Source organism: Methanolobus bombayensis, assembly GCF_017873415.1.
GTDB classification, from domain to species: domain Archaea; phylum Halobacteriota; class Methanosarcinia; order Methanosarcinales; family Methanosarcinaceae; genus Methanolobus; species Methanolobus bombayensis.
The window spans coordinates 69402-91857 of sequence record NZ_JAGGKD010000005.1; the positions used below are offsets into that span (position 1 = coordinate 69402).

The window sequence follows — 22456 nt, forward strand, 5'->3', positions numbered from 1 at the left end:
GGGCTAACAGGAGATTAACATGAGCACACGCGAGTACATGCTGGGAAACGTTGCAATTGCACGCGGTATCGTGGAAGGAGGCGGACAGGTAATATCCGGTTATCCCGGAACACCTTCCTCTGAGGTCATCGGTACACTGGCAGGAATGAAGGAAAGAGACTTTTACGTAGAGTGGTCGGTCAATGAGAAAGTTGCCCTTGAAGTAGCAGCCGGAGCTGCAATGACTGGTGTGCGTTCAGTAGCAACCATGAAACACGTCGGTTTAAACGTAGCAGCAGACCCGTTACTCACACTTGCCTACACAGGTGTCAAAGGCAGCATGATAATAATCGTAGCAGACGACCCGTCATGTCACTCATCACAGAATGAGCAGGACACCCGCAGGTACTCACAATTCTCACTCATACCATGTCTTGACCCTTCCACACCACAGGAAGCCAAGGATATGATCCCCTACGCATTTGAATTTTCAAACAAGGTTCAGATGCCTATTATCTTCAGACCTACAACCCGTATCTCACATGGAAAATCCGACATAGAACTTGGACCGGTAGAAGAAACAAGACCTGCAGCAGAGTTTGTAAAGGAACTGGAACGCTGGGTCATGGTCCCAAAGAATGCAAGGATACAGCACCCTCACCTTCTTGAGATTCAGAAAACCATGCAGGAAGAACTTGAGAACTCACCATGGAACTCTCTTGAACTCGCAGATGGCGCAAAGGTCGGAGTCATAGCATCAGGCATTGCTTCAGTCTATGCAAAAGAAGCTGTCATCAAACAGGGAATCAATGCTTCATTCCTGAAGATCGGAACCTGTCCTCTTCCAGAAAATAAGATTCGCACCCTCATGGAGAATACAGAGAAGATAATCATCTTCGAGGAAATGGAGCCAGTAGTTGAGGAACAGGTAAGGATAATCGCACAGGAAACCGGCTCAAGCGTAGAAATAATCGGAAAGCTCCAGGGCCCGGTGCCAAGAATCTACGAACTGAACACCGATATCTGTGCAGATGTTCTTGCAGAGGTCCTTGAACTTGAAAGACCGGATGTCCCGGCAGAAGTTGCAGAGGACTTCGATTACGACAGATGCAGGATCGACCTTCCAATGCGTCCTCCTGTCATGTGTCCGGGATGTTCCCACAGGGCAAGTTTCCATGTCATGAAAAAGGTCTACGGCAAGGATGCTATCTTCCCAAGTGATATCGGTTGTTACACACTGGGTATCCAGAGCGGCACAGTTGACACAACACTCTGTATGGGTGGGAGCATAACCGTAGCAAGTGGAATGTATCAGGCAGGAGAGAAAAAACCTATCTGCTGCTCTATCGGGGATTCGACATTCTTCCATACGGGAGTAAATGGCCTGCTTAATTCTATCTATAATAATGCGGACATAACAGTAACTATAGTAGACAATCGCACAACAGCAATGACCGGTCACCAGCCAAATCCCGGAATGGGCAAGCTTGCAACAGGTGAGCCAACCGTTGAAGTTTCTCTTGAGGAGTTATGTAAGAGCATGGGTGCCGGCTTTGTTGAAACAGTTGATCCTTATGATCTTGAAAAGACAGAAGAGGTCTTTAAAAGGGCAAAGGAATATGAGGGAACATCGGTCGTTATCACGAGGCAGTTCTGCGTCATTGATGCAAAACGTTCCGGTATTCGCAGGAAACCATTTACAATCGATGCTGAGGAATGTGTAGGGTGCAAACTGTGTGTGAATCTTGGTTGTCCTGCAATTGAGTTTGACACTACTACAAAGAAAGCATCTATCAATGCAATGTGCACAGGCTGTGGAGTATGTGCAGCCCTGTGTAAGTTTGATGCCATCACGGAGGTGAAGAAATGAGTGCTGAAGGAATATCCAAATTTGATCTTGTAATCGCCGGTGTCGGTGGGCAGGGTACTATACTTGCATCTGACATAATCGGTAAGGCTGCTGTCAAAGAAAATATGTCCGTACGTGCAGCAGAAACACATGGAATGGCACAGCGTGGTGGATCAGTGGTCAACCATATCAGGATCGGCTGTGAACTTGGTTCTATGATCCCAATGAAAGGAGCTGACGTTCTGCTTGCACTCGAACCAAGTGAGGCGCTCAGGTATCTTGAATTCCTTTCTGATGATGGTACTATTATAGTAAATACCAAACCGATTCTTCCGGTAACTGTCACCTCGGGACTTTGTTCCTATCCGGATGTTGATGCAATTATTGCAAAGCTGGAAGAGACTCATAAGGTTAAGGCTTTTAATGCAACTGAACTTGCAAAAGAAGCAGGCCATCCACAGTCCATGAATGTTGTTATGGTGGGTGCGGTCTCGAACTACCTGCCAATATCAGTTGATACTCTGGTTGGATGTGTCAGAGATCTTGTCCCTCCGAAAACCATTGATATCAACGTAAAGGCTTTTGAGATGGGCATGTATGTTACACAGGGATGATTTTATCATCCTTTTGATTTTATTTATCAATTTCTTGCACTTTTTATATTTTTCTCGATGATTCTATTTTGTTCTAATCTATTATCTTTTATTATATATTTTTAAACGCTATCGGATGCGCAATCTATATACAGAATGATAATCAAAAATAGCTATATTAAGAAACTATGTTCAGAATCTATTGCATGATACTTGCATGTCGTGTTTGATCTGGTTTCATAAATGGTACGGTATAGTGGAGTAATGACCTATGATTAACAAAAGTAAATTGTATAAGCTATCGGCAGATATGTTCTTGGTAGCTATTTTATGTATAGTCACTATCTCAATGGTGGGGATGGTAAGCGCAAATGGTGTTATAGCAGAACCAACGGTTGAAAAAACAGCATCACCAACAAATATCAACGTTGCTGGTAGCGGTACTAATGATATTACCACCGTAACTATAGAAGTAACAGGTGCAGGCAGTGCCACTACAACATCTGTTCCTATGGATGTTATATTTGCTATAGACAGTTCTGGAAGTATGGGTTCAAACGATCCGGCTGAAGATCGTTTAACTGCAGCAAAAGAGTTTGTAGATAAGATGGACTCGACAAAGGATACAGCAGGTGTTGTTAGCTGGGACAGTAATATAGACTTTTTTGAGTCATTGAGTGATGATTTCTCTCATATCAAGGATAGGATAGATGATGTTGACAGTTCAGGTGGAACAAATCTCGATGTGGGTTTAACTAAATCAATAGAATTGTTAGATTCTAATCCAAGATCAGGAGCATCTGCAGAAGTTATTATTTTCCTTAGTGATGGACAAGGTACATATTATCATAGTACTGCACAAGATGCTGCTGACAAAGGATACACTATTTATAGCATAGGATTGGGAGGTTCCGCTCCTGATGCAGATTTAGTAGATATGGCTAATACTACTGGTGGGAAATTCTATTCATCACCAACTGCAGAAAACCTTGATGATATTTATCAGGACATCTATTCTGAAATAGCTGCTTCTACAATCCCTTATAATGTAGATGTTGTTGAAATAACTCAGGATTATATTATTGATGAAGGTTCATTTAACATTGTTCCAGATAATATAGTTGAAGACCCCGTCAATGGAACTACAATAATAACCTGGCTCAATATTGGTGCTATAAACGATGCTGATCCTGATATGTCTGCTGATGAAACAGTCACTCTGACTTTCGAAGCAAAATGTGATAGGACTGGAACCAGATTACCTGTTGATGTGGTTCCTGATGCTAAAGTATATTATGATGACAGTGAAGGAACTGATGCAGGATCTGTAAATATTCCACAGGCATACATTACAGTCGGTGAAAATATCCCTCCAAATGAGGAAATTCCTGAGTTTCCAACAGTCGCAATACCAATGATTGCAATTATTGGATTGGCATTTATATTCAGTAAGAGGGAGTAAAACTACTCTCATCTTTTTATTTTTTTATTTCTAAAATAGGATTATTCAATCTTATTTCAATGTATTAATGTTTATTTATTTTAATCTATTTATGATTTTTTCGTGATGTGCATACTTACTCAGATATCTTTTTTATATTTACTTTGTTATTTTTAGCAAAGTCTTTAAATTATATTGCCGTATATTATATTGCACCATAAATTTTGGAGGGTAAAATATGGTATCAGTTGGTCAAAAACTATTGGATGTTCCTTTTGGGGACATGATAAAAGAAATGGCATTTGCCATTGCAGAGGGACAAACAGCACTTGATATGAACTCTATCAATGTTGCACAGGCCCTTGCAGAAACAGAACTTGAGGCTGGAAGTGTAATTCTCTACATAGAAGAAACAGTGGATGAGGATGGTAACGTAACTGCAAGTAATGTAGTTACAAATGATCAACCAATGTCCCTGCTAACCTATGGTCTTGAGCCACGTTTTTATGAGTTTACTGAATCTATCATTGAAGTAAAAATGACAATCTCAATGAAGAGGGAATACTCAACTGAAAGAAAATATGGCAGAGAATTCAACTTTACCAATGAGTCCAAGATAAAGGGAAGCTATAAATCAGGTGGTCTTGCAGGCCTTCTTTTTGGAAAATCAAAGGTAAGTTATGAGAACACTACTAATGTTGCATACACTTCAACTTATGATGCAACATATAAGTCAAAGTTCACCTTCAATGAATCAGGAACAAGTCTTCTGAGGACCACCTTGAAGCCAGTACCTGCTCCGGAAAAAGCTGTTCCGACCGTCAGGGTCAAAGAGAGCGGCTCTTCAGAGTAAGGTAGATATTTTATATCAATGCAGAATTCCTGCATTGATCATTTATTTTTCAAAATAATCAGGAGGTATATATGCCATCCATTAGTAGCAAAAGTATAGAAGAGGTTCTTGTTAGTCCGCTCTCAACGATTCTTGCTGAAATGGGTAAATCAATTGCTCAGACCCAAAAAGCAATGGACCGTAACTCAATTGATACTCAGATCGAGTTATCCAGCGATGAAGCACTTAAAGATTACAATCTGGAAGCTACATGGTATCACATGCCTGAAGTGGACATTGAACTCAAGATGGCTCTTTCCATGTCATATGAAGAAGAAAAAGATTCAAAAGGTCGTGTTCGCGGATATAAACGTGTTCTTAAAGCAGCACCATTGAATGCATCTTATAAATCACTTAACTCCTATGATGTAGAAGGTTCAAGTGTTCTGAAAACTAAAATAGTATCTGTACCACCATCCTACAGATCAGTTGAAGAGTAATATCCGGGGAATTGTAATGGTTGATGTTAATGAATTAAAACAGAACCTGGAAAAGTTGAATAGAGCAACTACGGCTGCATCAAAAAGAAAAAGTTACCTTCTCGCTGAAAGAAGTGTCGAAGCCATTGAATCTGAATTTGATGTTATTAATAAAGAGCTTGTTTCAAAAACGGATGAACTTGTCCAGCTCAGAAAAGAAAATCTATCTTTAAAACAGGACTATAATATACTTGAGAGTCGTGTCAAAGATCTAATTAATGAAAAACTGGAAATTGAGAAGAAGCTTGAGGTACTCTCTCGTAGCAGATCCGAATTATCCTCGACAAATCTTGTAAAAGCATTCAGTGATTCTCTTGATGAAATGGAATCTTCTCTTAAAAGTGAATCTTCAAGAGTAGAGTACAGTGTCAGCTCCATGAATATTAAACTGAAGACCAACATTGCAATGGAAGGTAATGATCTACGTTTCCAGTTGCCTAAAGCTGATGATCTGATTCCGGCAAATAATCTGAGTGAGGTGCAATTCACTATCAGCTCCTCATCAAAAGAACCTGTATTATCAAGTCTTGTTGATGTGCCTGATGTAGTTGGCTTTGAACTTGATAATGCTCTTGCTGCTATTAAGGAAGCTGGTTTTAATCAGGGTGAAATCATAGAAAAGGAAAGCAAGTTTGTACAGGGTACTGTACTTTCACAGATTCCATCCGGCAGTTCTGTTGCAAAGTCCGGTGATGCTGTAGACCTTGTAATTTCAAAGATAACCTCTGTTGAAGTTCCGGATATGACTGGCAATACTCTTGCAGTTGCTAAAAAATCTCTTATTGATTCTGGTTTGTCTCTGGGTAAGGTAACTGAAGAGGCAAATTCTTTGAAAGCAGGTACTGTTGTAAGTCAGTCTGTTGAACCCGGTACATATGTGGATATAGGGGATGCTATAGATCTTGTTGTTGCAAGTTCGAAAACAGAGTTTGCTGCAGTTTCCGGTAGACCGTTAGCCAATGAAGACGTTTCCAGATTTGCTTCTAGGTCAGTCCTAAGGAATGTTCCAAGGATTAGTTCTACAAGAAAATCACTTTCAAGGAAGTAGTTGAAATGGCTGTTGAAACACATCTTGTAAGGATTGCAGATAATGCAACTCCTTCACAGGTCGAAGGTATCCTTAAAGCCCTTGTAGGAATTGGTGGTCGCGTTGATGTTGTTGCAAACAAGAGTATAATTGCCACATTTGATGGTGATTATTCTGAAGTTATAAAAAGCAAATCTGGTGTTCAACTTGTTGGCGGTGTGAATTTCAGGGGAAGGACTGTAAGGAAAGTTGTAAAAAAAGCTTCACAATAATTGGGATGTATTTATAATATGGATTTATAGAAAAAAACAATTCACAGGTCTATGCCTGTGATATGTTCTTTTATTTGTTCTTTCATATCTTCCTTATTGAGAGCGAAGTCAATTATTGCTTTAACATATTCCACTTTGTCACCGGTGTCATATCGTTTGCCTGTGAACTTGTATGCATAGACTTTCTGTTTCTCGTTTAACATCCTTATAGCATCAGTAAGCTGTATCTCGTTACCAACACCGACTGCTGTTTCTTTGATACAGTCAAGGATTTCAGGAGTGAAAACATATCTTCCGATCGCACCAACATTGGAAGGTGCATCTTCCGGAGAAGGTTTTTCCACAATATCTTCAAGAGAGTAGAGCGAATCATCCAGTGCCTGTCCTTTTATTATTCCGTAACTGCCGGTTTTTTCCATTGGAACTTCTTCAACTGCAATTGTAGAACGCCCGTATTTCCGGAAATTATCAATCAATTGTTTGGTACATGGTTTCTCGTTTACAATTATGTCGTCACCGAGCAGAACTGCAAATGGCTCTTCATTAATGTGCTTTTTTGCTGTGAGGATTGCATCTCCAAGTCCTCTTGGTTCTTTTTGCCTGATATAGTGGATATCAACCATGGATGAGATGTCCTTTACCAGTTTCAGCATTTTATCCTTATTTTTCATTTGAAGGTGACTTTCAAGTTCAGGAGAGTCATCAAAATAATCCTCTATGGATCTTTTACTTCTACCGGTAATGAATATTATGTCATCAATGCCTGAAGCAATGGCTTCTTCAACCACGTAATGTATAACTGGCTTGTCTATGACAGGTAACATTTCCTTTGGCATTGATTTTGTTGCCGGTAAGAATCTTGTTCCCATGCCTGCAACAGGGATCACAGCTTTTTTTATTTCCACTTTCTCACTCCATTTTTCTGTCATGTGATTTTGTGTACATAAATGTCACATTCTCTAAAAGTACCTAACGCATACTATCTATTTATTATCTATTTGTCCGGGACTTATTTTATTATCTTCAGGATTGTTTATGCAGTGTATTGAATTCTGGCAGGCACACTAATATAATTTGTCTGTACCGGTTATTCAAAATTAATTATATGTAGTTGATCAATTGCTGTTTTTTTATTTGTATTTGTACTTGCAAAGGGTTTATATACAATATATTCCTTTAATGGCGCAACGTTAGATTACATTTGAATATGTAATTCTGTGCGTATTAAGATTACAGTGCGAAAAAGTCGGATTTAACATGAAGTATGAATGGGCCTCTTCAAGAATGCCCGCTTACACAAAAATGTGTTAAAATACTGGGATGTTTAAATCTTTTCGAGATGAAGACCACTCAGTAATGTCTTATGGCATGAAAAGGGTCCGTTGACGACTGGAGTAATGTACAGGTTCGGCGTTGAATGCGTATCATGAGGATACGTGGAGTCCGCCGTATCATGTCACTTCATTCTTATAGCGGTTCCTGGCTGACTTTTCCCGCGTAAAATGGTCAATGCAAAATTGCATAGACCTGCCACAAGAAGAAAATGTGTAAATTAGGAGAATAATAATGGCAAAAGGACACAGACCAAGACGAGGATCACTCGCTTTCAGTCCACGCGTAAGAGCAAAAAGCCACATACCAAGGTTTAACTCATGGCCTGAAGCTGTCGGGGAACCAAAGCTCCAGGACTTTGCAGGCTATAAAGTAGGTATGACCCATGTGGTAATGATAGATGATACTAAGAACAGCCTCACAGAAGGCATGGAAGTATCTGTTCCTGTCACAGTAGTAGAAACTCCTGCAGTCCGTGTTGCTGCAATTCGTGCCTACACCAAGACAACAAATGGTGAGAAGGCACTTACAGATGCATGGGCAGCAGAACTTGACGAAAGCCTTGGAAAGACAATTCCTCTTCCGAAGGAGTCAAACACCGATGAAGCTCTTACAAAGATTGAAGGTATGGTTGATGAAGGCAATGTTTCAGACATCAAGCTCGTCACATACACCTTACCAAAGAAGCTCACTGGTGTTCCAAAGAAGAATGCTGACATCATGGAAACAGCAGTAAGTGGTTCTGACGTAAAGGCAAAGTTCGAGTATGCAAAATCTGTACTTGGTTCAGAGATCAAAATAACTGACGTATTCAACGAAGGCGCATTTGTTGACGTAGCAGCAATAACAACCGGTAAGGGTACCCAGGGACCTGTCAAGAGATGGGGCATCAACCTTGCAAAGAACAAGCACTCACGTCAGGGAAGTCTCAGGCAGATAGGTACGCTCGGTCCATGGCATCCAGCTATTGTAAGATGGACAGTTCCACAGATGGGACAGATGGGCTATCACCAGAGAACAGAGTACAACAAGCGTATCCTCAAGGTAGGCGAAGATGGAGAGGAAATCACTCCAGCAGGCGGTTTCCTCAATTACGGTCTTGTACGTGGAGAATATATCCTTATAAAGGGTAGCATTCCAGGACCTTCAAAGAGGCTTGTAAGACTCAGAGATCCAATGAGGTCAAAAGTACCTGCTATGGGTGAACCGGAAATTGTTCACGTAAGCACACAGTCCAAGCAGGGGTGAACTGAATGGTTACAACAAAAATTATTGATTTATCCGGAAATGCCAAGGGAGATATTGACCTTCCTGAGGTATTCGATGAAGTATACAGACCGGACCTTATCAAAAGGGCAGTTCTTTCAGCTCAGTCCGACAGGTACCAGCCATATGGTCCGAGGATGTACTCAGGTATGGACACATCAGCACATTCCTGGGGGTCAGGCAGAGGTGTCGCCCAGATTCCAAGACTTGCTAACGGAAGCCGTGCAGCAAGGGTACCACAGGCAGTAGGCGGTAGGAGAGCACATCCACCAAAGCCTGAAGCAGACAGGACTGAAAAGGTCAACAAAAAGGAAAGGCGCATGGCCATTCGCTCAGCAATTGCTGCAACATGTGATGCTGATCTTGTAACAGCACGTGGTCACAGGTTCGATGCAGAGCTTCCACTGGTGGCAGCAGATGATCTTGAAGGCGTCGAAAAGACAAAGGATGTTGTAAGCTTCCTGCAGAATGCAGGTCTTTATGACGACGTAATCCGTGCAAAGGAAGGAAAAAATATCCGTGCAGGAAAAGGTAAGATCAGAGGCAGGAGATTCAAGAATAAGAAGAGTCTTCTTATTGTTGCAACATGCGACAGTCCTCTAATGAAATCCGCAAGGAACCTCTCCGGTGTAGATGTAGTATCCGTAGATTCACTGAACGCTGAGCTCCTTGCACCGGGTACACAGGCAGGCAGATTAACAGTCTGGACAGAGTCTGCAATATCCGCACTTGGAGGGATGTTCGAATGAGCGTCATCAAATATCCGTTTATTACAGAAAAAGCAATGATGCTGCTGGATGACAACAAACTCCAGTTTATTGTTGATTCCCGCGCAAATAAAATGCAGATAAAGGCCGATGTAATGAAGATGTACGGATTCCCTGTTTCATCAGTCTGTACAATGAGCACAATGAAAGGTCTGAAGAAAGCTATTGTTACTTTCGAAGGCACAGAAGCAGCTCATGAGATAGCGACCAGAATAGGTCTGATGTGAGGTGAATTGACATGGGTAAAAGACTTATATCACAGAACAGGGGTGCTGGCAAACCAACATACAGGGCACCATCACACAAGTACAAAGCTGCACTTACACACCCACGTGTCGATGAAGAAGACACAATTTATGCTACAGTTATTGAAATTACACACGATCCGGCTCGTTCAGCACCAGTCGTTAAAGTCTCTTTTGAGAACGGTGAAGAACGCCTGATCCTTGCACCTGAAGGTATAGCAGTAGGTGACAGGATAGCCTGCGGAATTTCAGCTGAGATTAAACCTGGTAACATCCTGCCTCTTGCAGAGATTCCTGAAGGTAGTCCAGTCTGTAACATCGAGTCCAAGCCAAATGATGGCGGACATTTCGCACGCGCATCAGGGACCTATGCAACAGTTGTATCCCACGATCGTGGTAAGACAGTTGTTCAGATGCCATCAGGTGAGATGAAGTGGTTAAATCCTAAATGTCGTGCAACAATCGGTATCGTTGCAGGTGGCGGAAGGGTGGACAGGCCTTTCCTTAAGGCAGGTAAGAAGTACCACAAGATGAAGACAAGAGCTGCAAAGTATCCTCGTGTATCAGGAATTGCTATGAACGCCATTGACCACCCTTATGGTGGAGGTAACCGCAAACATCCTGGTAAGCCAACAACAGTTGGAAGGAACGCACCTCCTGGTCGTAAGGTAGGTCAGATAGCAGCACGCAGGACCGGAAAGCGTTAACCGGAGGTTAATACATGGCAAGAAAATCATCATCAAGATTACCAAAACGAAAAGGTGAATTTACCTACCGTGGAAAGACGGTAGCAGAACTCGTGGCTCTGGACGAAGATGAGTTCATCAGTATGCTCCCTGCACGTGAACGCCGCACTCTTAAGAGGGGCTACACGGATGGGAGGAAGAATGTTGTTCAGCAGCTCAAAGACGGTAAAGACAATTTGAGGACCCACTACAGGGACATTATTATTTTCCCTGATATGGTCGGCAAAACTGTAGAAGTATACAACGGCAAGTCATTTGTGGCATTTGAGATTCAGCCTGAAATGATAGGACACAGGTTCGGAGAATTCGCACCAACACGCGCAAGAGTGACCCACGGAAGCGCTGGTGTGGGAGCAACCCGTTCAAGCAAGTTCGTACCACTTAAGTAAGGTGAGATAAATGGCAAGAATTGAATATTCAATTGAAATGGACCCTGCTTCAAGTTCGAAGGCTATGGGTGCTGAGCTTCACATCTCTCCGAAAAAGTCACGTGAACTTTGCAAAGCTATCAAAGGCATGCGTACCAGTGTAGCCCAGAAATACCTTGAAGATGTAATGATCATGAAACAAGCAGTACCTTTCAAGAGGCACAGCGAAGGTTCAGGACACAGAAAAGGTCCAATGGCAAACGGCAGGTATCCTGTAAAGGTTGCCGAGGCTTTCCTCAAGATTCTGGAAAATGCAAGGAGCAATGCTGAATACAAAGGACTTGATCCTGAGCACATGTATATTGCACATGCTGCTGCAAAACGCGGACGTGTGATCCACGGCATGAGGCCAAGAGCACGCGGACGTGGCAGTCCAAGTAACACAGAGACTGTGAACGTTGAGATTATTTTGAATGAGGTGCGCTAATGGCAATAGAGAAGAAATTCGTTCAGGAAGGATATGTAAAAGCTTCAATGAACGAATATTTCACAAAACAGCTCAGCAGAGCAGGTTATGGCGGTATGGAAATTAACCGTACTCCAATGGGTACCCAGATAACTGTGTATGCTGAAAAGCCGGGTATGGTCATTGGTAAGGCCGGTAAGGTCATCCGCAAGCTGACCCGTGACATCGACAGGATGTATGATATTGACAATCCTCAGATAGATGCACAGGAAGTCAAAAAGCCGGAACTTAATGCTCAGATGATGGCAAGCCGCCTTGCTTCTTCCATTGAAAGAGGCTGGTATTTCAGAAAAGCTGGTCATAATACCCTCAGGGCTATTATGAACTCCGGTGCATTGGGCTGTGAAATAGTTATTTCAGGTAAATTGACAGGTGCAAGGTCAAGGGTTGAGAAACTTGTTGACGGATACATAAAGCACGCTGGAAAACCTGTTGATGATATAGTAGACGAGGGTTTCGCAACAGCTGTAAAGAAGCTGGGAACCCTTGGATGTAAAGTAAGGATCATCCCTCCGGATGCAGTATTACCTGACGCTTTTGATATTAAAAAGGTCGTAGAGGATGAAGAGGTCGAGGCAGCAGAAGCTGCAAAGGCTGATATCACAGAACTCGTAGACAAGGAATCAGAGGGTGAGGTTGCTGACGAAGAGGAAACAGTAGAGGTTGCCGAAGAAACTGCAGAAGCAGAAGTTACTGAAGAAACTCCAGCTGAAGAAGTTGAAGAGGAAACAAGTGAGGAAAAGGCAACAGAAACCGATGATTCAGTTCCGGTCGAGGAAAGCGAAGATGAGCAGAGAAGACTGGTTGACGGTGTATGGCAGCACAAGCATGAAGGCTATGACTACTGGCATCCGGTTGCACGCGTCCACAAGGAGGATAAGTAATGGCAATTCTTCGAATGAACGAGATCAGGGACATGTCCCCGGAAGAAAGAATGGATGAACTTGAAAAGATGAGAGATGAGCTCATTCGTGAGCGTGCTCTGTCATCTGCCGGTGGTGCTCCTGACAATCCTGGAAGGATTGGGGAACTCAGGAGGACCATTGCAAGGATCAAGACCGTCCAGAGGGAAATGAAGGAGATCTGACTTGGAGATTACTCCTTCTAATCTGGTATTCCATGAACTGATCGGATTACAGGTACAAATAGCAGAGTCTACTAACACTGCGTTAAAAACCATAAGTGGAAAAGTGGTCGACGAAACCAGGAATATGCTGATTATCCAGACAAAGGAAAGAACTGAGAAAAAAGTTCAAAAAAACGGTACAACCTTTGTGTTTCAGATACCTGGTCACCTGTCCGGCAAGCATGCTGAGAGGTATGTTAAAGTGAATGGAAACCTTCTGCTCTCACAACCCGAGAACAGAACAAAGAACATAAGAAAAATACACATGAGGTAATAATCATGGTTAAAGATATTGGATTGGATGTCCCGACTCCTGAAGAGGAGTGCGATGATGTCAATTGTCCTTTCCACGGAGAACTTCCGGTTCGCGGGCAGGTCCTTGTAGGGACTGTTGTCAGCGATAAAATGGGCAAGACAGTGGTCATCCAGCGCAGGCATGAGATGCTAATTAAGAAATATCAGAGATATGAAAAGAGGCAGTCCAAGATTCACGCACACAATCCACCCTGCATTGATGCAAAGGTAGGGGACGTTGTAACCGTGGCCGAATGCAGACCTCTTAGCAAGACAAAATCCTATGTAGTCATTAAGGCGGAGGCACAGGAATGAGGGGAGTAAGATCCACAGTTCCACGTGCACTTAACGCTGGTGCTAAGATCGACTGCGTGGACAATACAGGTGCACGTGTAGTTGAGATTATATCCGTAAAGGGCTACAGAGGTGTGAAGAACAGACACCCAAGAGCAGGTGTAGGTGACATGTGCGTTGTTTCCGTGAAGAAAGGAACTCCGGAGATGCGCAAACAGATTCTTCTTGCAGTGGTTGTACGACAGAAGCAGGAAATGCGCCGTGCAGACGGCCTCAGGGTTTCCTTCGAAGACAATGCAGTTGTTATTGTTGATAAGGACGGGGTTCCAAAGGGAACTGACTTTAAAGGTCCTATTGCAAGGGAAGCAGCAGAAAGGTATCCAAAGATCGGTACCACTGCATCTATGGTAATGTGAGGTGTGAATTTATGGTATCAAATCAACCAAGAAAACAGAGAAAGGCAAGGTTTACTGCTCCTCTGCACATCAAACAGAAGTACATGGGTGCACCTCTTTCAAAGGATCTCCGTGAAAAGTATGGATGCCGCAGTGCCAGTGTTGTCATTGGTGACACAGTAAAACTGATGCGTGGCGATCATGCAGGGACAAGTGGCAAGGTTGAAGCAATTTCTCTCAAACATGGAACCATTGTCGTTGAAGGTATAACAGTTTCAAAGGCAGACGGAACTGAGGTTGCAAGACCGGTATATCCTTCAAATGTGATGATCACAACCCTTGAATTGAAGGATGAACGCAGAGAAAAAGTAATCAATAACAGGTGATTTTGTGGGCAAACATCAGAAGAGAATATCTGTTCCAAATAGCTGGCAGATATCAAAGAAATCCAACAAATGGATCACATCAACAAGACCAGGTCCACATCACAAGCAACAGAGTGTTCCTCTGGGCGTAGTTCTCAGGGATATGCTGGGTATCGTAGATACTCGTGCAGAAGCAAAGCGCGTTCTTTCAGAAGGTAAAGTGCTTGTTGATGGTGTTATGAGAAAGGATCTCAGATTCCCTGTAGGTCTTTTGGATGTAATTACAATTCCTCTTGAGGACGTAGCATACCGTATGCTACTGGACCGCAAGGGAAGGCTTGAAGTTCATAAACTTGAAGATATGAATGCAAACAAGCTTTGCAAGATAAATGGTAAGACTATATTAAAAGGCGGGGCTGTACAGCTAAACCTTAATGACGGCTCAAACCTTATAGGTTCTAACGACTACAAGACAAAGGATTCACTGATCCTCTCTATGCCTGACAAGGAAATTGTCAAACACATCAAATACGAGGAAGGTAATCTTGCTATGATCGTCGGTGGAAGACACACCGGTGAAATAGGAACCATCAAGCAGATCAACACAGTAAGAAGTTCCAGGCACAACACAGTTGCCATATCCGGCGACTATGAGTTCGAGACAATCGAGGATTTCGTAGTTGTTATCGGTGAGAAGGAACCTGAGATCAAACTAGGTGGTGAGGTAGTTGAGTAATCCAATGAGAACACCTGTAGTTGAAAAGGTAGTTGTTCACATGGGTGTCGGCGAAAGTGGTCAGCACCTTGTTGATGCTGAGGGCATTCTCAGTGAGATTACCGGCCAGTCCGTTGTAAGGACATATTCAAAGAGAACTCTGCCGGCATTTGGTATTAAGAAGAATGAACCAATCGGATGTAAGGTCACATTAAGATCTGACCGTGCAGAAGAGTTCCTTAAGACAGCACTTAATATTGTAGAGAGCAAGCTCAGATCATCCCAGTTCGATAAATACGGGAATGTTGCCTTTGGTATTGAAGAACACACAGACTTTCCGGGAATGAAATATGATCCTAACATCGGTATCTTTGGAATGGATGTCAATGTTGTTGTAAACCGTCCAGGTTACAGGATAAGCAAAAGAAGGATAGTCAAGAGGAAGATTCCAACATCTCACAGAATAACAAAAGAGGATACGATTGCTTTCTTCAAAGACAAATACTCCGTGGAGGTAATATAAATGGTACAAACCACAAAGAGCTTTGGAAGAGGAGCAAATGAATGTAAGAGATGTGGAAGAAAACAAGGTCTCATAAGGAAATATGGTATTTACCTTTGCAGACACTGCTTCCGTGAAGTTGCCCACGATATGGGATTTGAGAAATATACGTGAGGTGAAAGATATGGTATTATTAGATCCTCTTGCTGATGCTCTGTCTACAATTAAGAACGCAGAGGCAATTGGTAAAGATTCCTGTATTATAAAACCCGCATCAAAACTCATTGGTACTGTACTCAAGGTCATGCAGGACCGAGGATATGTCGGTGAATTCGAGTTTGTTGAAGATGGTAAGGCGGGAGTTTACAAGGTCGAACTTATTGGTAGGATCAACAAGTGTGGTGCTATCAAACCACGTTATTCAGTAGGTGCTGCTGATTTTGAAAGATGGGAAAAGCAGTTCCTTCCTGCAAAGAACTTCGGAACACTTATACTGACCACATCAAACGGTGTGATATCCCAGTACGAAGCCCGTGAGAATAACGTAGGTGGACAGTTACTTGCATATGTGTACTGATGGATGTGATGTCACATGGCAAAAGAAATTAAGAAAATAATCGAGATCCCTGAAGGTGTGACCGTTACAATGCAGGGTCAGGTTCTGTCTGTAACAGGCCCAAAAGGTATGACCGAAAGGAACTTCTGGTATCCTGGTGTCAAGATAGAGATTGAAGGCTCAGAGGTCATTGTGGATTCAACAGTCATAAAAAAGACTCAGAAAGCAATGGTCGGTACCTTTGCATCCCATATAACCAATATGATCAAGGGCGTTACAGAGGGATTCGAATATCGGATGAAGGTCGTTTACTCTCACTTCCCTATGCAGCTTAAGGTTGAAGGGGACAGGTTGATGATCAGCAATTTCCTTGGAGAGAAAAAGGCAAGGAATGCTAAGATTCTCGGAGAGACCAAAGTAAAGGCTTCAGGTGATGAGGTTGTTGTCACAGGTAACAACAAGGAAGATGTTGGACAGACAGCTGCCAATATCGAGCAGACAACAAGAATCAAGAGATTCGACCCTCGTGTATTCCAGGACGGAATATACACTGTGGAGAAGATAGTGTAGGTGATTTGAATGGATGATAACATTAAACGCCTTTTTAAGGTAAGGAAAGTCCAGAAGCACAAAAAACCTCAGTTCAAGAGAACAGAAAGCCACAAATACAAGCGTCTGGACGACAACTGGAGACGTCCAAGAGGTCTTCAGGGTAAACAGCGCAAGGGCATCAAGGCAAAGGGTGCTGTCGCACAGGTAGGCTATGGAAGTCCTGCCGCTGTAAAGGGGTTACACCCATCCGGATATGCGGAAGTTCTAGTTTGCACGCTCTCACAGCTTGACAATGTCAATGCAGAGACAGAGGCAATCAGGGTCGCTGCAAAAGTTGGTGGCAGAAAAAAAGCACTCATTGAGGCAAAGGCTGCAGAACTTTCAATAAAAGTACTCAACCCAACAAGAGGTGAACAGAATGACTGATCTTACAAACCAGAAAAGGATCGCTTCTGAAGTACTTGGTTGTGGTCTTAAAAGGGTATGGCTTGACCCGGAAGCAGCAGAAGATATTGCAGTGGCAATCACAAGAGCTGACATCCGTGAGCTCATTGAAGCTGGCAATATAAAGCTTATTCCTGTAAAGGGTGTAAGCCGTGGTCGTGCAAGAGTAAGGGATGCTCAGCGTAAGTATGGACACCGTAAAGGACACGGTAAGAGGAAAGGTAAGAAGGGCGCACGCAATCCTCGCAAGGAGCAGTGGATGAAAAAGATCCGTGCTCTGAGAAAGGAACTCAAACAGATGCGTGAAGATGGCTCATTGGACAGGGCAACCTACTGTAAGGTTTACCGCAAGGCAAAGGGTGGAGAATACCGTAGTGTAGCTCACCTTAAAGCACACCTTGAGTCAGAGAAGCTCATTAAGCACGAGGAATAATCATGGCAACAGGACCCAAATATAAAGTCGCATTCAGGCGACGAAGAGAAGGGCGTACTGATTACCACCAGAGACTCAGGTTACTCCTTTCAAAGGAAGACCGTGTGGTAGTACGCAAGAGTTCAAGGCACATGCAGGTCCAGCTTATAGCTCCAAAACCTGAAGGAGACGTAACTCTTTCAGCTGCAATTTCAACAGAACTTAAGAAATACGGATACGATGCTCCAACAGGAAACACAACAGCAGCGTATCTTACAGGTCTGTTATTCGGTTACAGAGCACTGAGCGAGGGATATGATTACGGCGTTCTTGATATAGGACTCCAGGCATCAACATCCGGATCACGTGTATATGCAACCTTGAAGGGCATCGTAGATGCAGGATTCGAAATTCCTCATGACTCATCTGTTCTTCCTTCAGATGAGAGGGTAAGAGGAGAACACGTAGCAGAGTACATGGAAGACTCAAATCTGCCTGAACTGTTTGATGCAGTTAAGGAAAAGATCTCTGCAGAGTTCAACTAGGTGATTACATGGCATATGAATATGAAGACGAATGGGTTCCACAGACAAGACTTGGAAAACTCGTTCAAGAAGGGCAGATCACTTCCATGGACGAAGTTATAGAATCAGGTCTTCCAATAAGGGAATCCAAGATTATCGATATCCTTTTACCTGATCTTGAGGATGAGGTTCTCGATATCAACATGGTCCAGAGAATGACTGACTCCGGTCGTCGTGTTAAGTTCAGAGCAACTGTTATTGTTGGTAATGGCAATGGTTTTGTTGGTCTTGGACAGGCAAAGGACGTTCAGGTAGGACCAGCTATCAGAAAAGCTATCAGCAACGCAAAGATCAACATTATAAGAGTAAAACGCGGATGCGGTTCATGGGAATGCGCATGTGGTCTTGAGCACACAGTACCTTCACAGGTACGTGGAAAGGCAGGCAGTGTACTCGTTGAGCTTAAACCGGCACCAAGGGGACTTGGTCTTGCTGCAGGAGATACTGCAAGGAAAGTACTTGAGAAAGCAGGTATAAAAGATGTCTGGACAAGGACTGAAGGTACCACAAGGACGACCCTGAACTTCGCAAAGGCTACATTTGAGGCATTAGAGAACACAGGTATTGTAAGGATGCCTGCAAACCTGGAGACTAAGGAGGCTTAAAATGTACGCTTTGGTCAGAGTACGTGGAGACGTAAATGTAAGAGGAACCATCAAGGATACCCTTCAGATGATTCGTCTGCACAAAGTAAACCATTGTGTTCTCCTTGCTGACAATCCTAACAATGCAGGAATGATCCAGAAGGTAAAGGACTATGTGGCATACGGTATCATTGATGCTGACACACTTGCAGAAATGCTTACAAATCGTGGAAGACTTGAAGGTGGAGACAGACTCACCGAAGAGTATGTAGCTGAAAACACAGACTATGACTCTATCAAAGCTCTTGCACAGGCTATCTGTGAAGGTAACGCAACCCTAAAAGATGTTCCAAAGCTCAAGCCGGTATTCAGGCTTCACCCACCAAGGAAAGGCCATTCCGGTATGAAGAGAACAGTTCAGCAGGGCGGTGTACTGGGTAACCATGGTGAAGATATCAACAAATTGTTGAAGAAAATGAGGTAATCCCATGACATCAAAGAAAAGCAACACAAAGAAGTTCAGAGGTTCACGCACATGTGGTGGCGGAACAACCAAGAATAGACGTGGTGCAGGTAACCGTGGTGGTAGGGGTAGGTCTGGTGAAAACAAGCACCATTTTACCCGTGCAATAGAACTCGGATACCGCCGTGGGCACCAGAGAGGATTTACCCGTCCACTGAAGGTCTTAAATGACACTTCTATTGTAAACGTAGGTGAACTTGATGAACTTGCAGATCAGCTCGTTGAAGATGGTTTTGCAGAACTTCAGGATGATACCTTTGTAATCGATCTGTCAGTTCTTGACATTGACAAGGTACTTGGATCCGGAAAGGTGTCAAAGAAACTTTCAATAACAGCAGCTGAATTCTCTGCAAGTGCGAAAGAAAAGATTGAAAGTGCAGGTGGATCTTGCACTGAAATAGAAGAGTAATGCCATTTGGCATTACCTATTTTATTTTTATATTATGCAATTTAAAGGGTGTATATTTATTAATGTGTAAATCCATTAAGGTGTACTTTACCTAAAATTGCATGGATTTTTCCATTCAAAGGGTGGAATTAATGAGTCTTAAGGATAGTTTGGAACCAATATTTAATAAATTACCTGCGGTATCAAGCCCGGAAGGGCATGTCCATTTTAAAAATAAATTAATGTGGACTCTTGGAATTCTTGTGCTCTATTTTGCACTTGCTAATGTACCGCTGTTTGGATTGTCAGCGGATTCGATAGATCTTTTCGAGTCCTATAGAGCATTTTTTGCCGGAGCTTCGGGTTCTCTGATGCTTCTGGGTATAGGTCCTATTGTTACCGCATCAATTGTCCTTCAACTCTTGGTTGGTGCAGATGTCATCAAACTTGACATGTCCAATCCATCAGATCAGGCTTTCTTCCAGGGAGCACAAAAATTCATGGTTTTTGTGATGATAGTACTGGAAGCCCTGCCACAGATAGTTGGTGGTTACATCCAACCTGATGCGGCTCTTGCAGCTACACTGGGTGTAGGTCTTGATGTAATTACATTTATCATCTTTATACAGATATGCATTGGTGGCACATTGGTACTCTTCATGGATGAGGTAGTTTCCAAATGGGGTATTGGTTCCGGTGTAGGTCTTTTCATTGTTGCTGGTGTTTCCCAGCAGATTGTAACAGGTCTCTTCAACTGGACAACAGATTCGTCAGGTCTCCCTACAGGTTTCTTCCCTAAATGGATATACCTGCTGCAAAGTGGGGAATTAACGGGTCTTATAACCAGTGCTAATGGTATTCTAACCATTCTGGTAACTGGCGGTATCCTTGCACTTGTGAGTACAGTGGTAATATTCCTGCTTGTCGTATATGTTGAAAGTACTCGTATTGAGATTCCTCTGGCACACAGTGCAGTAAGAGGTGCAAGGGGTAAGTTCCCTGTAAAACTTATTTATGCTTCAGTCCTGCCAATGATTCTTGTAAGGGCATTGCAGGCAAATATACAGATGGTAGGTCTTCTTCTCAGCAGCAAGGGCATCACTTTCCTTGGTGAGTTCAGCGGATCAACACCTATCAATGGTATCATGTATTACCTTGCTCCTATCCACAGTCCTTATGACTGGATACCTTCTCTTGTAAGGGAATCATTTACTGGTTATGGCGCTCCTGTTCCTGCTCTCTGGCAGATAGGTCTCCATGTGCTAATTGATGCTGTGTTCCTTATTGTAGGAGGTATTATCTTTGCTCTGTTCTGGATCGAAACAACAGGAATGGGTGCAAAACCAACAGCCAGGAAGATATTTAACTCAGGTATGCAGATTCCGGGTTTCAGAAGGAACATTGGCAGCATTGAAAAAGTTATGATCAGGTATATACCAAAAGTGACCGTTATTGGTGGTGCTTTTATTGGTTTCCTGACACTTGTTGCAAGTATGCTTGGTACCCTTGGAGGCGCAGGTGGTACAGGTCTTCTGCTTGCGGTGAGTATTGTATACCGTTTGTATGAGGATATAGCATCCGAGCAGATGATGGAAATGCATCCGATGGTAAGGTCCTTCTTCGGACAGGAATAAAAAACAGGTGTAAATATGAATATTGCATTATTTGGCCCACCGGGTGCCGGCAAAGGCACCCAGGCAAAGGAATTATCTAAATATTATAACATTCCACATATCTCCACAGGGGATATATTGAGAGCTAATGTCCGTGATGGTACTGAACTTGGTTTAAAAGCAAAACAGTACATGGACAAAGGTGAACTGGTACCTGATGAGGTTCTTATCGGACTTATCAGGAATAGATTAAGTGAGAGTGACTGTGATACTGGTTACTTGCTTGATGGGTATCCACGTACAATTCCTCAGGCAGACGCCCTCACTGATATTCTTAACGAGATCAACAAACCTCTCGATGCGGTTATTAATATCGAGGTAAGTGATAATGAACTTGTGAAAAGACTCAGTGGACGTCGCAGCTGTGCATGTGGTGAGAGTTACCATGTTATGTTCAATCCTCCTGAGAAGGAAGGAATTTGTAATGCATGCGGTGCTGGACTTTATCAGAGAGATGATGACAAGGAAGAAGTAATTCGTCAGAGGCTTGCTGTTTATAATGATAAGACAAAGCCACTAATTGACTACTATGATGATGCTGAACTTCTTGTTAATATAGATGGTTCTGGCGCTGTGGATGTTGTTTTGAATGACATTTGCAACATAATGGATAAATTTAAATAAAATAATTTAGAGAGGCTATCTTTTGGTTACAGAACAATTCAAGAAAAAGCTGGATCAATTCCTGCTGGCTTTTGGTATTTCTCTTATGGTCGGTATCATGATACTTGGCGAGGACTTCAGGGACTCTCTCGGAAGGTCAATGAGTCTCATCATGGACCCGGTAGTGACTATTCTCGGGGCAAGCAATTTTCATATTGTCCTTTTTATAATGGCCTCTATTACTGCTCTTTACGCATCGCTCATCCAAAAATATACTATTGATTGGGATTTGATGCGTAATACTCAGGAAAAGATGAAAGTATTTCAGAAGGAATACAGGGAAGCCCAACTCTCAAACAATACTGCTCTTATGAAGAAGATGGATGAAGAGCGTAAGGAAATGATGGGGGACCAGATGGAGATGTCAAAACAGCAGTTCAAGCCAATGGCATATATAAGTGTAATTTCTCTTCCATTGTTCATGTGGGCTTATTATTATATCAAGGGTCATGAAGCTGCATCTCTTGTTTTCCCTTTCTGGGGAGAACAAATATTGACTGACCCCATTCTAGGTCCTTTCCAGCATTGGATATTCTGGTATTTTATTGCTTCACTTGCTGTCAGTCAGTTGATAAGAAAGGCTCTTGATGTCGGTGGAGTCTGA

At 42.8% G+C, this 22456-nt stretch carries 34 protein-coding genes; 33 read left to right on the forward strand and 1 reads right to left on the reverse strand.

The genetic code is table 11. The features are described 5' to 3' along the window. The first annotated feature begins 19 nt into the window (after nucleotides 1–19). From iorA to J2746_RS07415, 7 genes are all read left to right on the forward strand, one after another. On the forward strand, nucleotides 20–1849 hold the full coding sequence (gene iorA / locus J2746_RS07385) for an indolepyruvate ferredoxin oxidoreductase subunit alpha (protein ID WP_209618538.1): 1830 nt from the start codon (nucleotides 20–22) through the stop codon (nucleotides 1847–1849). Beyond that, nucleotides 1846–2442 carry an indolepyruvate oxidoreductase subunit beta gene (locus tag J2746_RS07390; RefSeq protein ID WP_209618541.1) on the forward strand — a complete coding sequence of 199 codons (597 nt, stop codon included), beginning with the start codon at nucleotides 1846–1848 and terminating at the stop codon, nucleotides 2440–2442. The genes iorA and J2746_RS07390 overlap by 4 nt, the downstream gene beginning before the upstream one ends. Before the next feature lie 337 nt (nucleotides 2443–2779). Beyond that, nucleotides 2780–3883, forward strand: coding sequence for a VWA domain-containing protein (locus J2746_RS07395; protein WP_209618545.1), 1104 nt, complete (start codon nucleotides 2780–2782; stop codon nucleotides 3881–3883). Nucleotides 3884–4100: 217 nt separating this feature from the next. Then, a complete protein-coding gene (locus J2746_RS07400) occupies nucleotides 4101–4715 on the forward strand; it encodes a hypothetical protein (protein WP_209618548.1) in 615 nt (204 codons plus the stop codon). Nucleotides 4716–4786: 71 nt separating this feature from the next. Beyond that, a complete protein-coding gene (locus J2746_RS07405) occupies nucleotides 4787–5194 on the forward strand; it encodes a hypothetical protein (RefSeq protein ID WP_209618551.1) in 408 nt (135 codons plus the stop codon). Between the two features lie 16 nt (nucleotides 5195–5210). Continuing rightward, nucleotides 5211–6281 carry a PASTA domain-containing protein gene (locus tag J2746_RS07410; RefSeq protein ID WP_209618553.1) on the forward strand — a complete coding sequence of 357 codons (1071 nt, stop codon included), beginning with the start codon at nucleotides 5211–5213 and terminating at the stop codon, nucleotides 6279–6281. Between the two features lie 5 nt (nucleotides 6282–6286). After that, nucleotides 6287–6532 (forward strand): hypothetical protein, encoded by a 246-nt coding sequence (locus tag J2746_RS07415; protein WP_209618556.1) that lies wholly within the window; start codon nucleotides 6287–6289, stop codon nucleotides 6530–6532. A 41-nt stretch (nucleotides 6533–6573) separates the two neighbouring features. Here J2746_RS07415 and galU read toward each other — a convergent pair whose 3' ends face one another. After that, nucleotides 6574–7437, reverse strand: a complete 864-nt coding sequence (gene galU / locus J2746_RS07420) for a UTP--glucose-1-phosphate uridylyltransferase GalU (protein ID WP_342451815.1) — start codon at nucleotides 7435–7437, stop codon at nucleotides 6574–6576. Nucleotides 7438–8098: 661 nt separating this feature from the next. Between galU and rpl3p the strand changes: the two genes are divergently transcribed. The 26 genes from rpl3p (at nucleotide 8099) to J2746_RS07550 (ending at nucleotide 22456) form a co-directional block, all read left to right on the forward strand. Then, the gene (rpl3p, locus tag J2746_RS07425; protein ID WP_209618561.1) at nucleotides 8099–9112 is read left to right on the forward strand and encodes a 50S ribosomal protein L3; all 1014 of its coding nucleotides are present in this window, start codon (nucleotides 8099–8101) and stop codon (nucleotides 9110–9112) included. A gap of 5 nt (nucleotides 9113–9117) precedes the next feature. Further along, nucleotides 9118–9879 carry a 50S ribosomal protein L4 gene (gene rpl4p / locus J2746_RS07430; protein ID WP_209618564.1) on the forward strand — a complete coding sequence of 254 codons (762 nt, stop codon included), beginning with the start codon at nucleotides 9118–9120 and terminating at the stop codon, nucleotides 9877–9879. After that, a complete protein-coding gene (locus J2746_RS07435; protein WP_209618567.1) occupies nucleotides 9876–10124 on the forward strand; it encodes a 50S ribosomal protein L23 in 249 nt (82 codons plus the stop codon). The genes rpl4p and J2746_RS07435 overlap by 4 nt, the downstream gene beginning before the upstream one ends. Nucleotides 10125–10135: 11 nt before the next feature. Beyond that, nucleotides 10136–10849 (forward strand): 50S ribosomal protein L2, encoded by a 714-nt coding sequence (locus tag J2746_RS07440; RefSeq protein ID WP_209618570.1) that lies wholly within the window; start codon nucleotides 10136–10138, stop codon nucleotides 10847–10849. Nucleotides 10850–10863: 14 nt separating this feature from the next. Next, nucleotides 10864–11277: a 30S ribosomal protein S19 gene (locus J2746_RS07445; protein ID WP_209618573.1), complete on the forward strand. Its 414-nt coding sequence runs from the start codon at nucleotides 10864–10866 to the stop codon at nucleotides 11275–11277. 10 nt (nucleotides 11278–11287) lie between these two features. Further along, the gene (locus J2746_RS07450; RefSeq protein ID WP_209618576.1) at nucleotides 11288–11743 is read left to right on the forward strand and encodes a 50S ribosomal protein L22; all 456 of its coding nucleotides are present in this window, start codon (nucleotides 11288–11290) and stop codon (nucleotides 11741–11743) included. Further along, complete coding sequence (locus J2746_RS07455; RefSeq protein WP_209618580.1) at nucleotides 11743–12666, forward strand: 30S ribosomal protein S3; 924 nt, start codon at nucleotides 11743–11745, stop codon at nucleotides 12664–12666. The genes J2746_RS07450 and J2746_RS07455 overlap by 1 nt, the downstream gene beginning before the upstream one ends. Continuing rightward, on the forward strand, nucleotides 12666–12869 hold the full coding sequence (gene rpmC, locus J2746_RS07460; RefSeq protein ID WP_209618583.1) for a 50S ribosomal protein L29: 204 nt from the start codon (nucleotides 12666–12668) through the stop codon (nucleotides 12867–12869). The genes J2746_RS07455 and rpmC overlap by 1 nt, the downstream gene beginning before the upstream one ends. A gap of 1 nt (nucleotide 12870) precedes the next feature. Next, nucleotides 12871–13182, forward strand: coding sequence for a ribonuclease P protein component 1 (rnp1, locus tag J2746_RS07465; protein ID WP_209618585.1), 312 nt, complete (start codon nucleotides 12871–12873; stop codon nucleotides 13180–13182). 5 nt (nucleotides 13183–13187) lie between these two features. After that, nucleotides 13188–13517 carry a 30S ribosomal protein S17 gene (locus J2746_RS07470; protein ID WP_209618588.1) on the forward strand — a complete coding sequence of 110 codons (330 nt, stop codon included), beginning with the start codon at nucleotides 13188–13190 and terminating at the stop codon, nucleotides 13515–13517. After that, nucleotides 13514–13912 (forward strand): 50S ribosomal protein L14, encoded by a 399-nt coding sequence (locus tag J2746_RS07475; protein WP_209618591.1) that lies wholly within the window; start codon nucleotides 13514–13516, stop codon nucleotides 13910–13912. Before J2746_RS07470 ends, J2746_RS07475 begins: the two co-directional genes overlap by 4 nt. An 11-nt stretch (nucleotides 13913–13923) precedes the next feature. Then, entirely contained in the window at nucleotides 13924–14277 is a 354-nt protein-coding gene (rplX, locus tag J2746_RS07480; protein ID WP_209618594.1) for a 50S ribosomal protein L24, read from the forward strand. A 4-nt stretch (nucleotides 14278–14281) separates the two neighbouring features. After that, nucleotides 14282–14992 (forward strand): 30S ribosomal protein S4e, encoded by a 711-nt coding sequence (locus tag J2746_RS07485; RefSeq protein WP_209618597.1) that lies wholly within the window; start codon nucleotides 14282–14284, stop codon nucleotides 14990–14992. Nucleotides 14993–14996: 4 nt separating this feature from the next. Then, nucleotides 14997–15494, forward strand: coding sequence for a 50S ribosomal protein L5 (locus J2746_RS07490; RefSeq protein WP_209619057.1), 498 nt, complete (start codon nucleotides 14997–14999; stop codon nucleotides 15492–15494). Next, entirely contained in the window at nucleotides 15495–15647 is a 153-nt protein-coding gene (locus tag J2746_RS07495; RefSeq protein WP_209618600.1) for a 30S ribosomal protein S14, read from the forward strand. A 10-nt stretch (nucleotides 15648–15657) separates the two neighbouring features. After that, entirely contained in the window at nucleotides 15658–16050 is a 393-nt protein-coding gene (locus J2746_RS07500) for a 30S ribosomal protein S8 (protein WP_209618604.1), read from the forward strand. A gap of 15 nt (nucleotides 16051–16065) precedes the next feature. Beyond that, the gene (locus J2746_RS07505; RefSeq protein WP_209618607.1) at nucleotides 16066–16599 is read left to right on the forward strand and encodes a 50S ribosomal protein L6; all 534 of its coding nucleotides are present in this window, start codon (nucleotides 16066–16068) and stop codon (nucleotides 16597–16599) included. Between the two features lie 9 nt (nucleotides 16600–16608). Next, nucleotides 16609–17007: a 50S ribosomal protein L32e gene (locus J2746_RS07510; protein ID WP_209618610.1), complete on the forward strand. Its 399-nt coding sequence runs from the start codon at nucleotides 16609–16611 to the stop codon at nucleotides 17005–17007. After that, the gene (locus tag J2746_RS07515; protein ID WP_209618614.1) at nucleotides 17000–17458 is read left to right on the forward strand and encodes a 50S ribosomal protein L19e; all 459 of its coding nucleotides are present in this window, start codon (nucleotides 17000–17002) and stop codon (nucleotides 17456–17458) included. Before J2746_RS07510 ends, J2746_RS07515 begins: the two co-directional genes overlap by 8 nt. A 2-nt stretch (nucleotides 17459–17460) precedes the next feature. Then, nucleotides 17461–17982, forward strand: a complete 522-nt coding sequence (locus J2746_RS07520; RefSeq protein WP_209618616.1) for a 50S ribosomal protein L18 — start codon at nucleotides 17461–17463, stop codon at nucleotides 17980–17982. 8 nt (nucleotides 17983–17990) lie between these two features. Next, nucleotides 17991–18626: a 30S ribosomal protein S5 gene (locus tag J2746_RS07525; protein ID WP_209618619.1), complete on the forward strand. Its 636-nt coding sequence runs from the start codon at nucleotides 17991–17993 to the stop codon at nucleotides 18624–18626. Between the two features lies 1 nt (nucleotide 18627). Further along, nucleotides 18628–19089, forward strand: a complete 462-nt coding sequence (locus J2746_RS07530; RefSeq protein WP_209618623.1) for a 50S ribosomal protein L30 — start codon at nucleotides 18628–18630, stop codon at nucleotides 19087–19089. Nucleotides 19090–19093: 4 nt separating this feature from the next. Further along, nucleotides 19094–19537, forward strand: coding sequence for an uL15m family ribosomal protein (locus J2746_RS07535; RefSeq protein ID WP_209618626.1), 444 nt, complete (start codon nucleotides 19094–19096; stop codon nucleotides 19535–19537). A gap of 131 nt (nucleotides 19538–19668) precedes the next feature. Further along, the gene (gene secY / locus J2746_RS07540; RefSeq protein WP_209618629.1) at nucleotides 19669–21150 is read left to right on the forward strand and encodes a preprotein translocase subunit SecY; all 1482 of its coding nucleotides are present in this window, start codon (nucleotides 19669–19671) and stop codon (nucleotides 21148–21150) included. Between the two features lie 15 nt (nucleotides 21151–21165). After that, nucleotides 21166–21813 carry an adenylate kinase gene (locus J2746_RS07545; protein ID WP_209618632.1) on the forward strand — a complete coding sequence of 216 codons (648 nt, stop codon included), beginning with the start codon at nucleotides 21166–21168 and terminating at the stop codon, nucleotides 21811–21813. A gap of 22 nt (nucleotides 21814–21835) precedes the next feature. Further along, nucleotides 21836–22456 carry a DUF106 domain-containing protein gene (locus J2746_RS07550; RefSeq protein WP_209618635.1) on the forward strand — a complete coding sequence of 207 codons (621 nt, stop codon included), beginning with the start codon at nucleotides 21836–21838 and terminating at the stop codon, nucleotides 22454–22456.

Bases quoted from the DNA above. Each gene is read 5' to 3' on its own strand.
- iorA (WP_209618538.1), top strand. From the start codon at position 20: ATGAGCACACGCGAGTACATGCTGGGAAACGTTGCAATTGCACGCGGT.
- J2746_RS07390 (WP_209618541.1), top strand. From the start codon at position 1,846: ATGAGTGCTGAAGGAATATCCAAATTTGATCTTGTAATCGCCGGTGTC.
- J2746_RS07395 (WP_209618545.1), top strand. From the start codon at position 2,780: ATGGTAAGCGCAAATGGTGTTATAGCAGAACCAACGGTTGAAAAAACA.
- J2746_RS07400 (WP_209618548.1), top strand. From the start codon at position 4,101: ATGGTATCAGTTGGTCAAAAACTATTGGATGTTCCTTTTGGGGACATG.
- J2746_RS07405 (WP_209618551.1), top strand. From the start codon at position 4,787: ATGCCATCCATTAGTAGCAAAAGTATAGAAGAGGTTCTTGTTAGTCCG.
- J2746_RS07410 (WP_209618553.1), top strand. From the start codon at position 5,211: ATGGTTGATGTTAATGAATTAAAACAGAACCTGGAAAAGTTGAATAGA.
- J2746_RS07415 (WP_209618556.1), top strand. From the start codon at position 6,287: ATGGCTGTTGAAACACATCTTGTAAGGATTGCAGATAATGCAACTCCT.
- rpl3p (WP_209618561.1), top strand. From the start codon at position 8,099: ATGGCAAAAGGACACAGACCAAGACGAGGATCACTCGCTTTCAGTCCA.
- rpl4p (WP_209618564.1), top strand. From the start codon at position 9,118: ATGGTTACAACAAAAATTATTGATTTATCCGGAAATGCCAAGGGAGAT.
- J2746_RS07435 (WP_209618567.1), top strand. From the start codon at position 9,876: ATGAGCGTCATCAAATATCCGTTTATTACAGAAAAAGCAATGATGCTG.
- J2746_RS07440 (WP_209618570.1), top strand. From the start codon at position 10,136: ATGGGTAAAAGACTTATATCACAGAACAGGGGTGCTGGCAAACCAACA.
- J2746_RS07445 (WP_209618573.1), top strand. From the start codon at position 10,864: ATGGCAAGAAAATCATCATCAAGATTACCAAAACGAAAAGGTGAATTT.
- J2746_RS07450 (WP_209618576.1), top strand. From the start codon at position 11,288: ATGGCAAGAATTGAATATTCAATTGAAATGGACCCTGCTTCAAGTTCG.
- J2746_RS07455 (WP_209618580.1), top strand. From the start codon at position 11,743: ATGGCAATAGAGAAGAAATTCGTTCAGGAAGGATATGTAAAAGCTTCA.
- rpmC (WP_209618583.1), top strand. From the start codon at position 12,666: ATGGCAATTCTTCGAATGAACGAGATCAGGGACATGTCCCCGGAAGAA.
- J2746_RS07470 (WP_209618588.1), top strand. From the start codon at position 13,188: ATGGTTAAAGATATTGGATTGGATGTCCCGACTCCTGAAGAGGAGTGC.
- J2746_RS07475 (WP_209618591.1), top strand. From the start codon at position 13,514: ATGAGGGGAGTAAGATCCACAGTTCCACGTGCACTTAACGCTGGTGCT.
- rplX (WP_209618594.1), top strand. From the start codon at position 13,924: ATGGTATCAAATCAACCAAGAAAACAGAGAAAGGCAAGGTTTACTGCT.
- J2746_RS07490 (WP_209619057.1), top strand. From the start codon at position 14,997: ATGAGAACACCTGTAGTTGAAAAGGTAGTTGTTCACATGGGTGTCGGC.
- J2746_RS07495 (WP_209618600.1), top strand. From the start codon at position 15,495: ATGGTACAAACCACAAAGAGCTTTGGAAGAGGAGCAAATGAATGTAAG.
- J2746_RS07500 (WP_209618604.1), top strand. From the start codon at position 15,658: ATGGTATTATTAGATCCTCTTGCTGATGCTCTGTCTACAATTAAGAAC.
- J2746_RS07505 (WP_209618607.1), top strand. From the start codon at position 16,066: ATGGCAAAAGAAATTAAGAAAATAATCGAGATCCCTGAAGGTGTGACC.
- J2746_RS07510 (WP_209618610.1), top strand. From the start codon at position 16,609: ATGGATGATAACATTAAACGCCTTTTTAAGGTAAGGAAAGTCCAGAAG.
- J2746_RS07515 (WP_209618614.1), top strand. From the start codon at position 17,000: ATGACTGATCTTACAAACCAGAAAAGGATCGCTTCTGAAGTACTTGGT.
- J2746_RS07520 (WP_209618616.1), top strand. From the start codon at position 17,461: ATGGCAACAGGACCCAAATATAAAGTCGCATTCAGGCGACGAAGAGAA.
- J2746_RS07525 (WP_209618619.1), top strand. From the start codon at position 17,991: ATGGCATATGAATATGAAGACGAATGGGTTCCACAGACAAGACTTGGA.
- J2746_RS07530 (WP_209618623.1), top strand. From the start codon at position 18,628: ATGTACGCTTTGGTCAGAGTACGTGGAGACGTAAATGTAAGAGGAACC.
- J2746_RS07535 (WP_209618626.1), top strand. From the start codon at position 19,094: ATGACATCAAAGAAAAGCAACACAAAGAAGTTCAGAGGTTCACGCACA.
- secY (WP_209618629.1), top strand. From the start codon at position 19,669: ATGAGTCTTAAGGATAGTTTGGAACCAATATTTAATAAATTACCTGCG.
- J2746_RS07545 (WP_209618632.1), top strand. From the start codon at position 21,166: ATGAATATTGCATTATTTGGCCCACCGGGTGCCGGCAAAGGCACCCAG.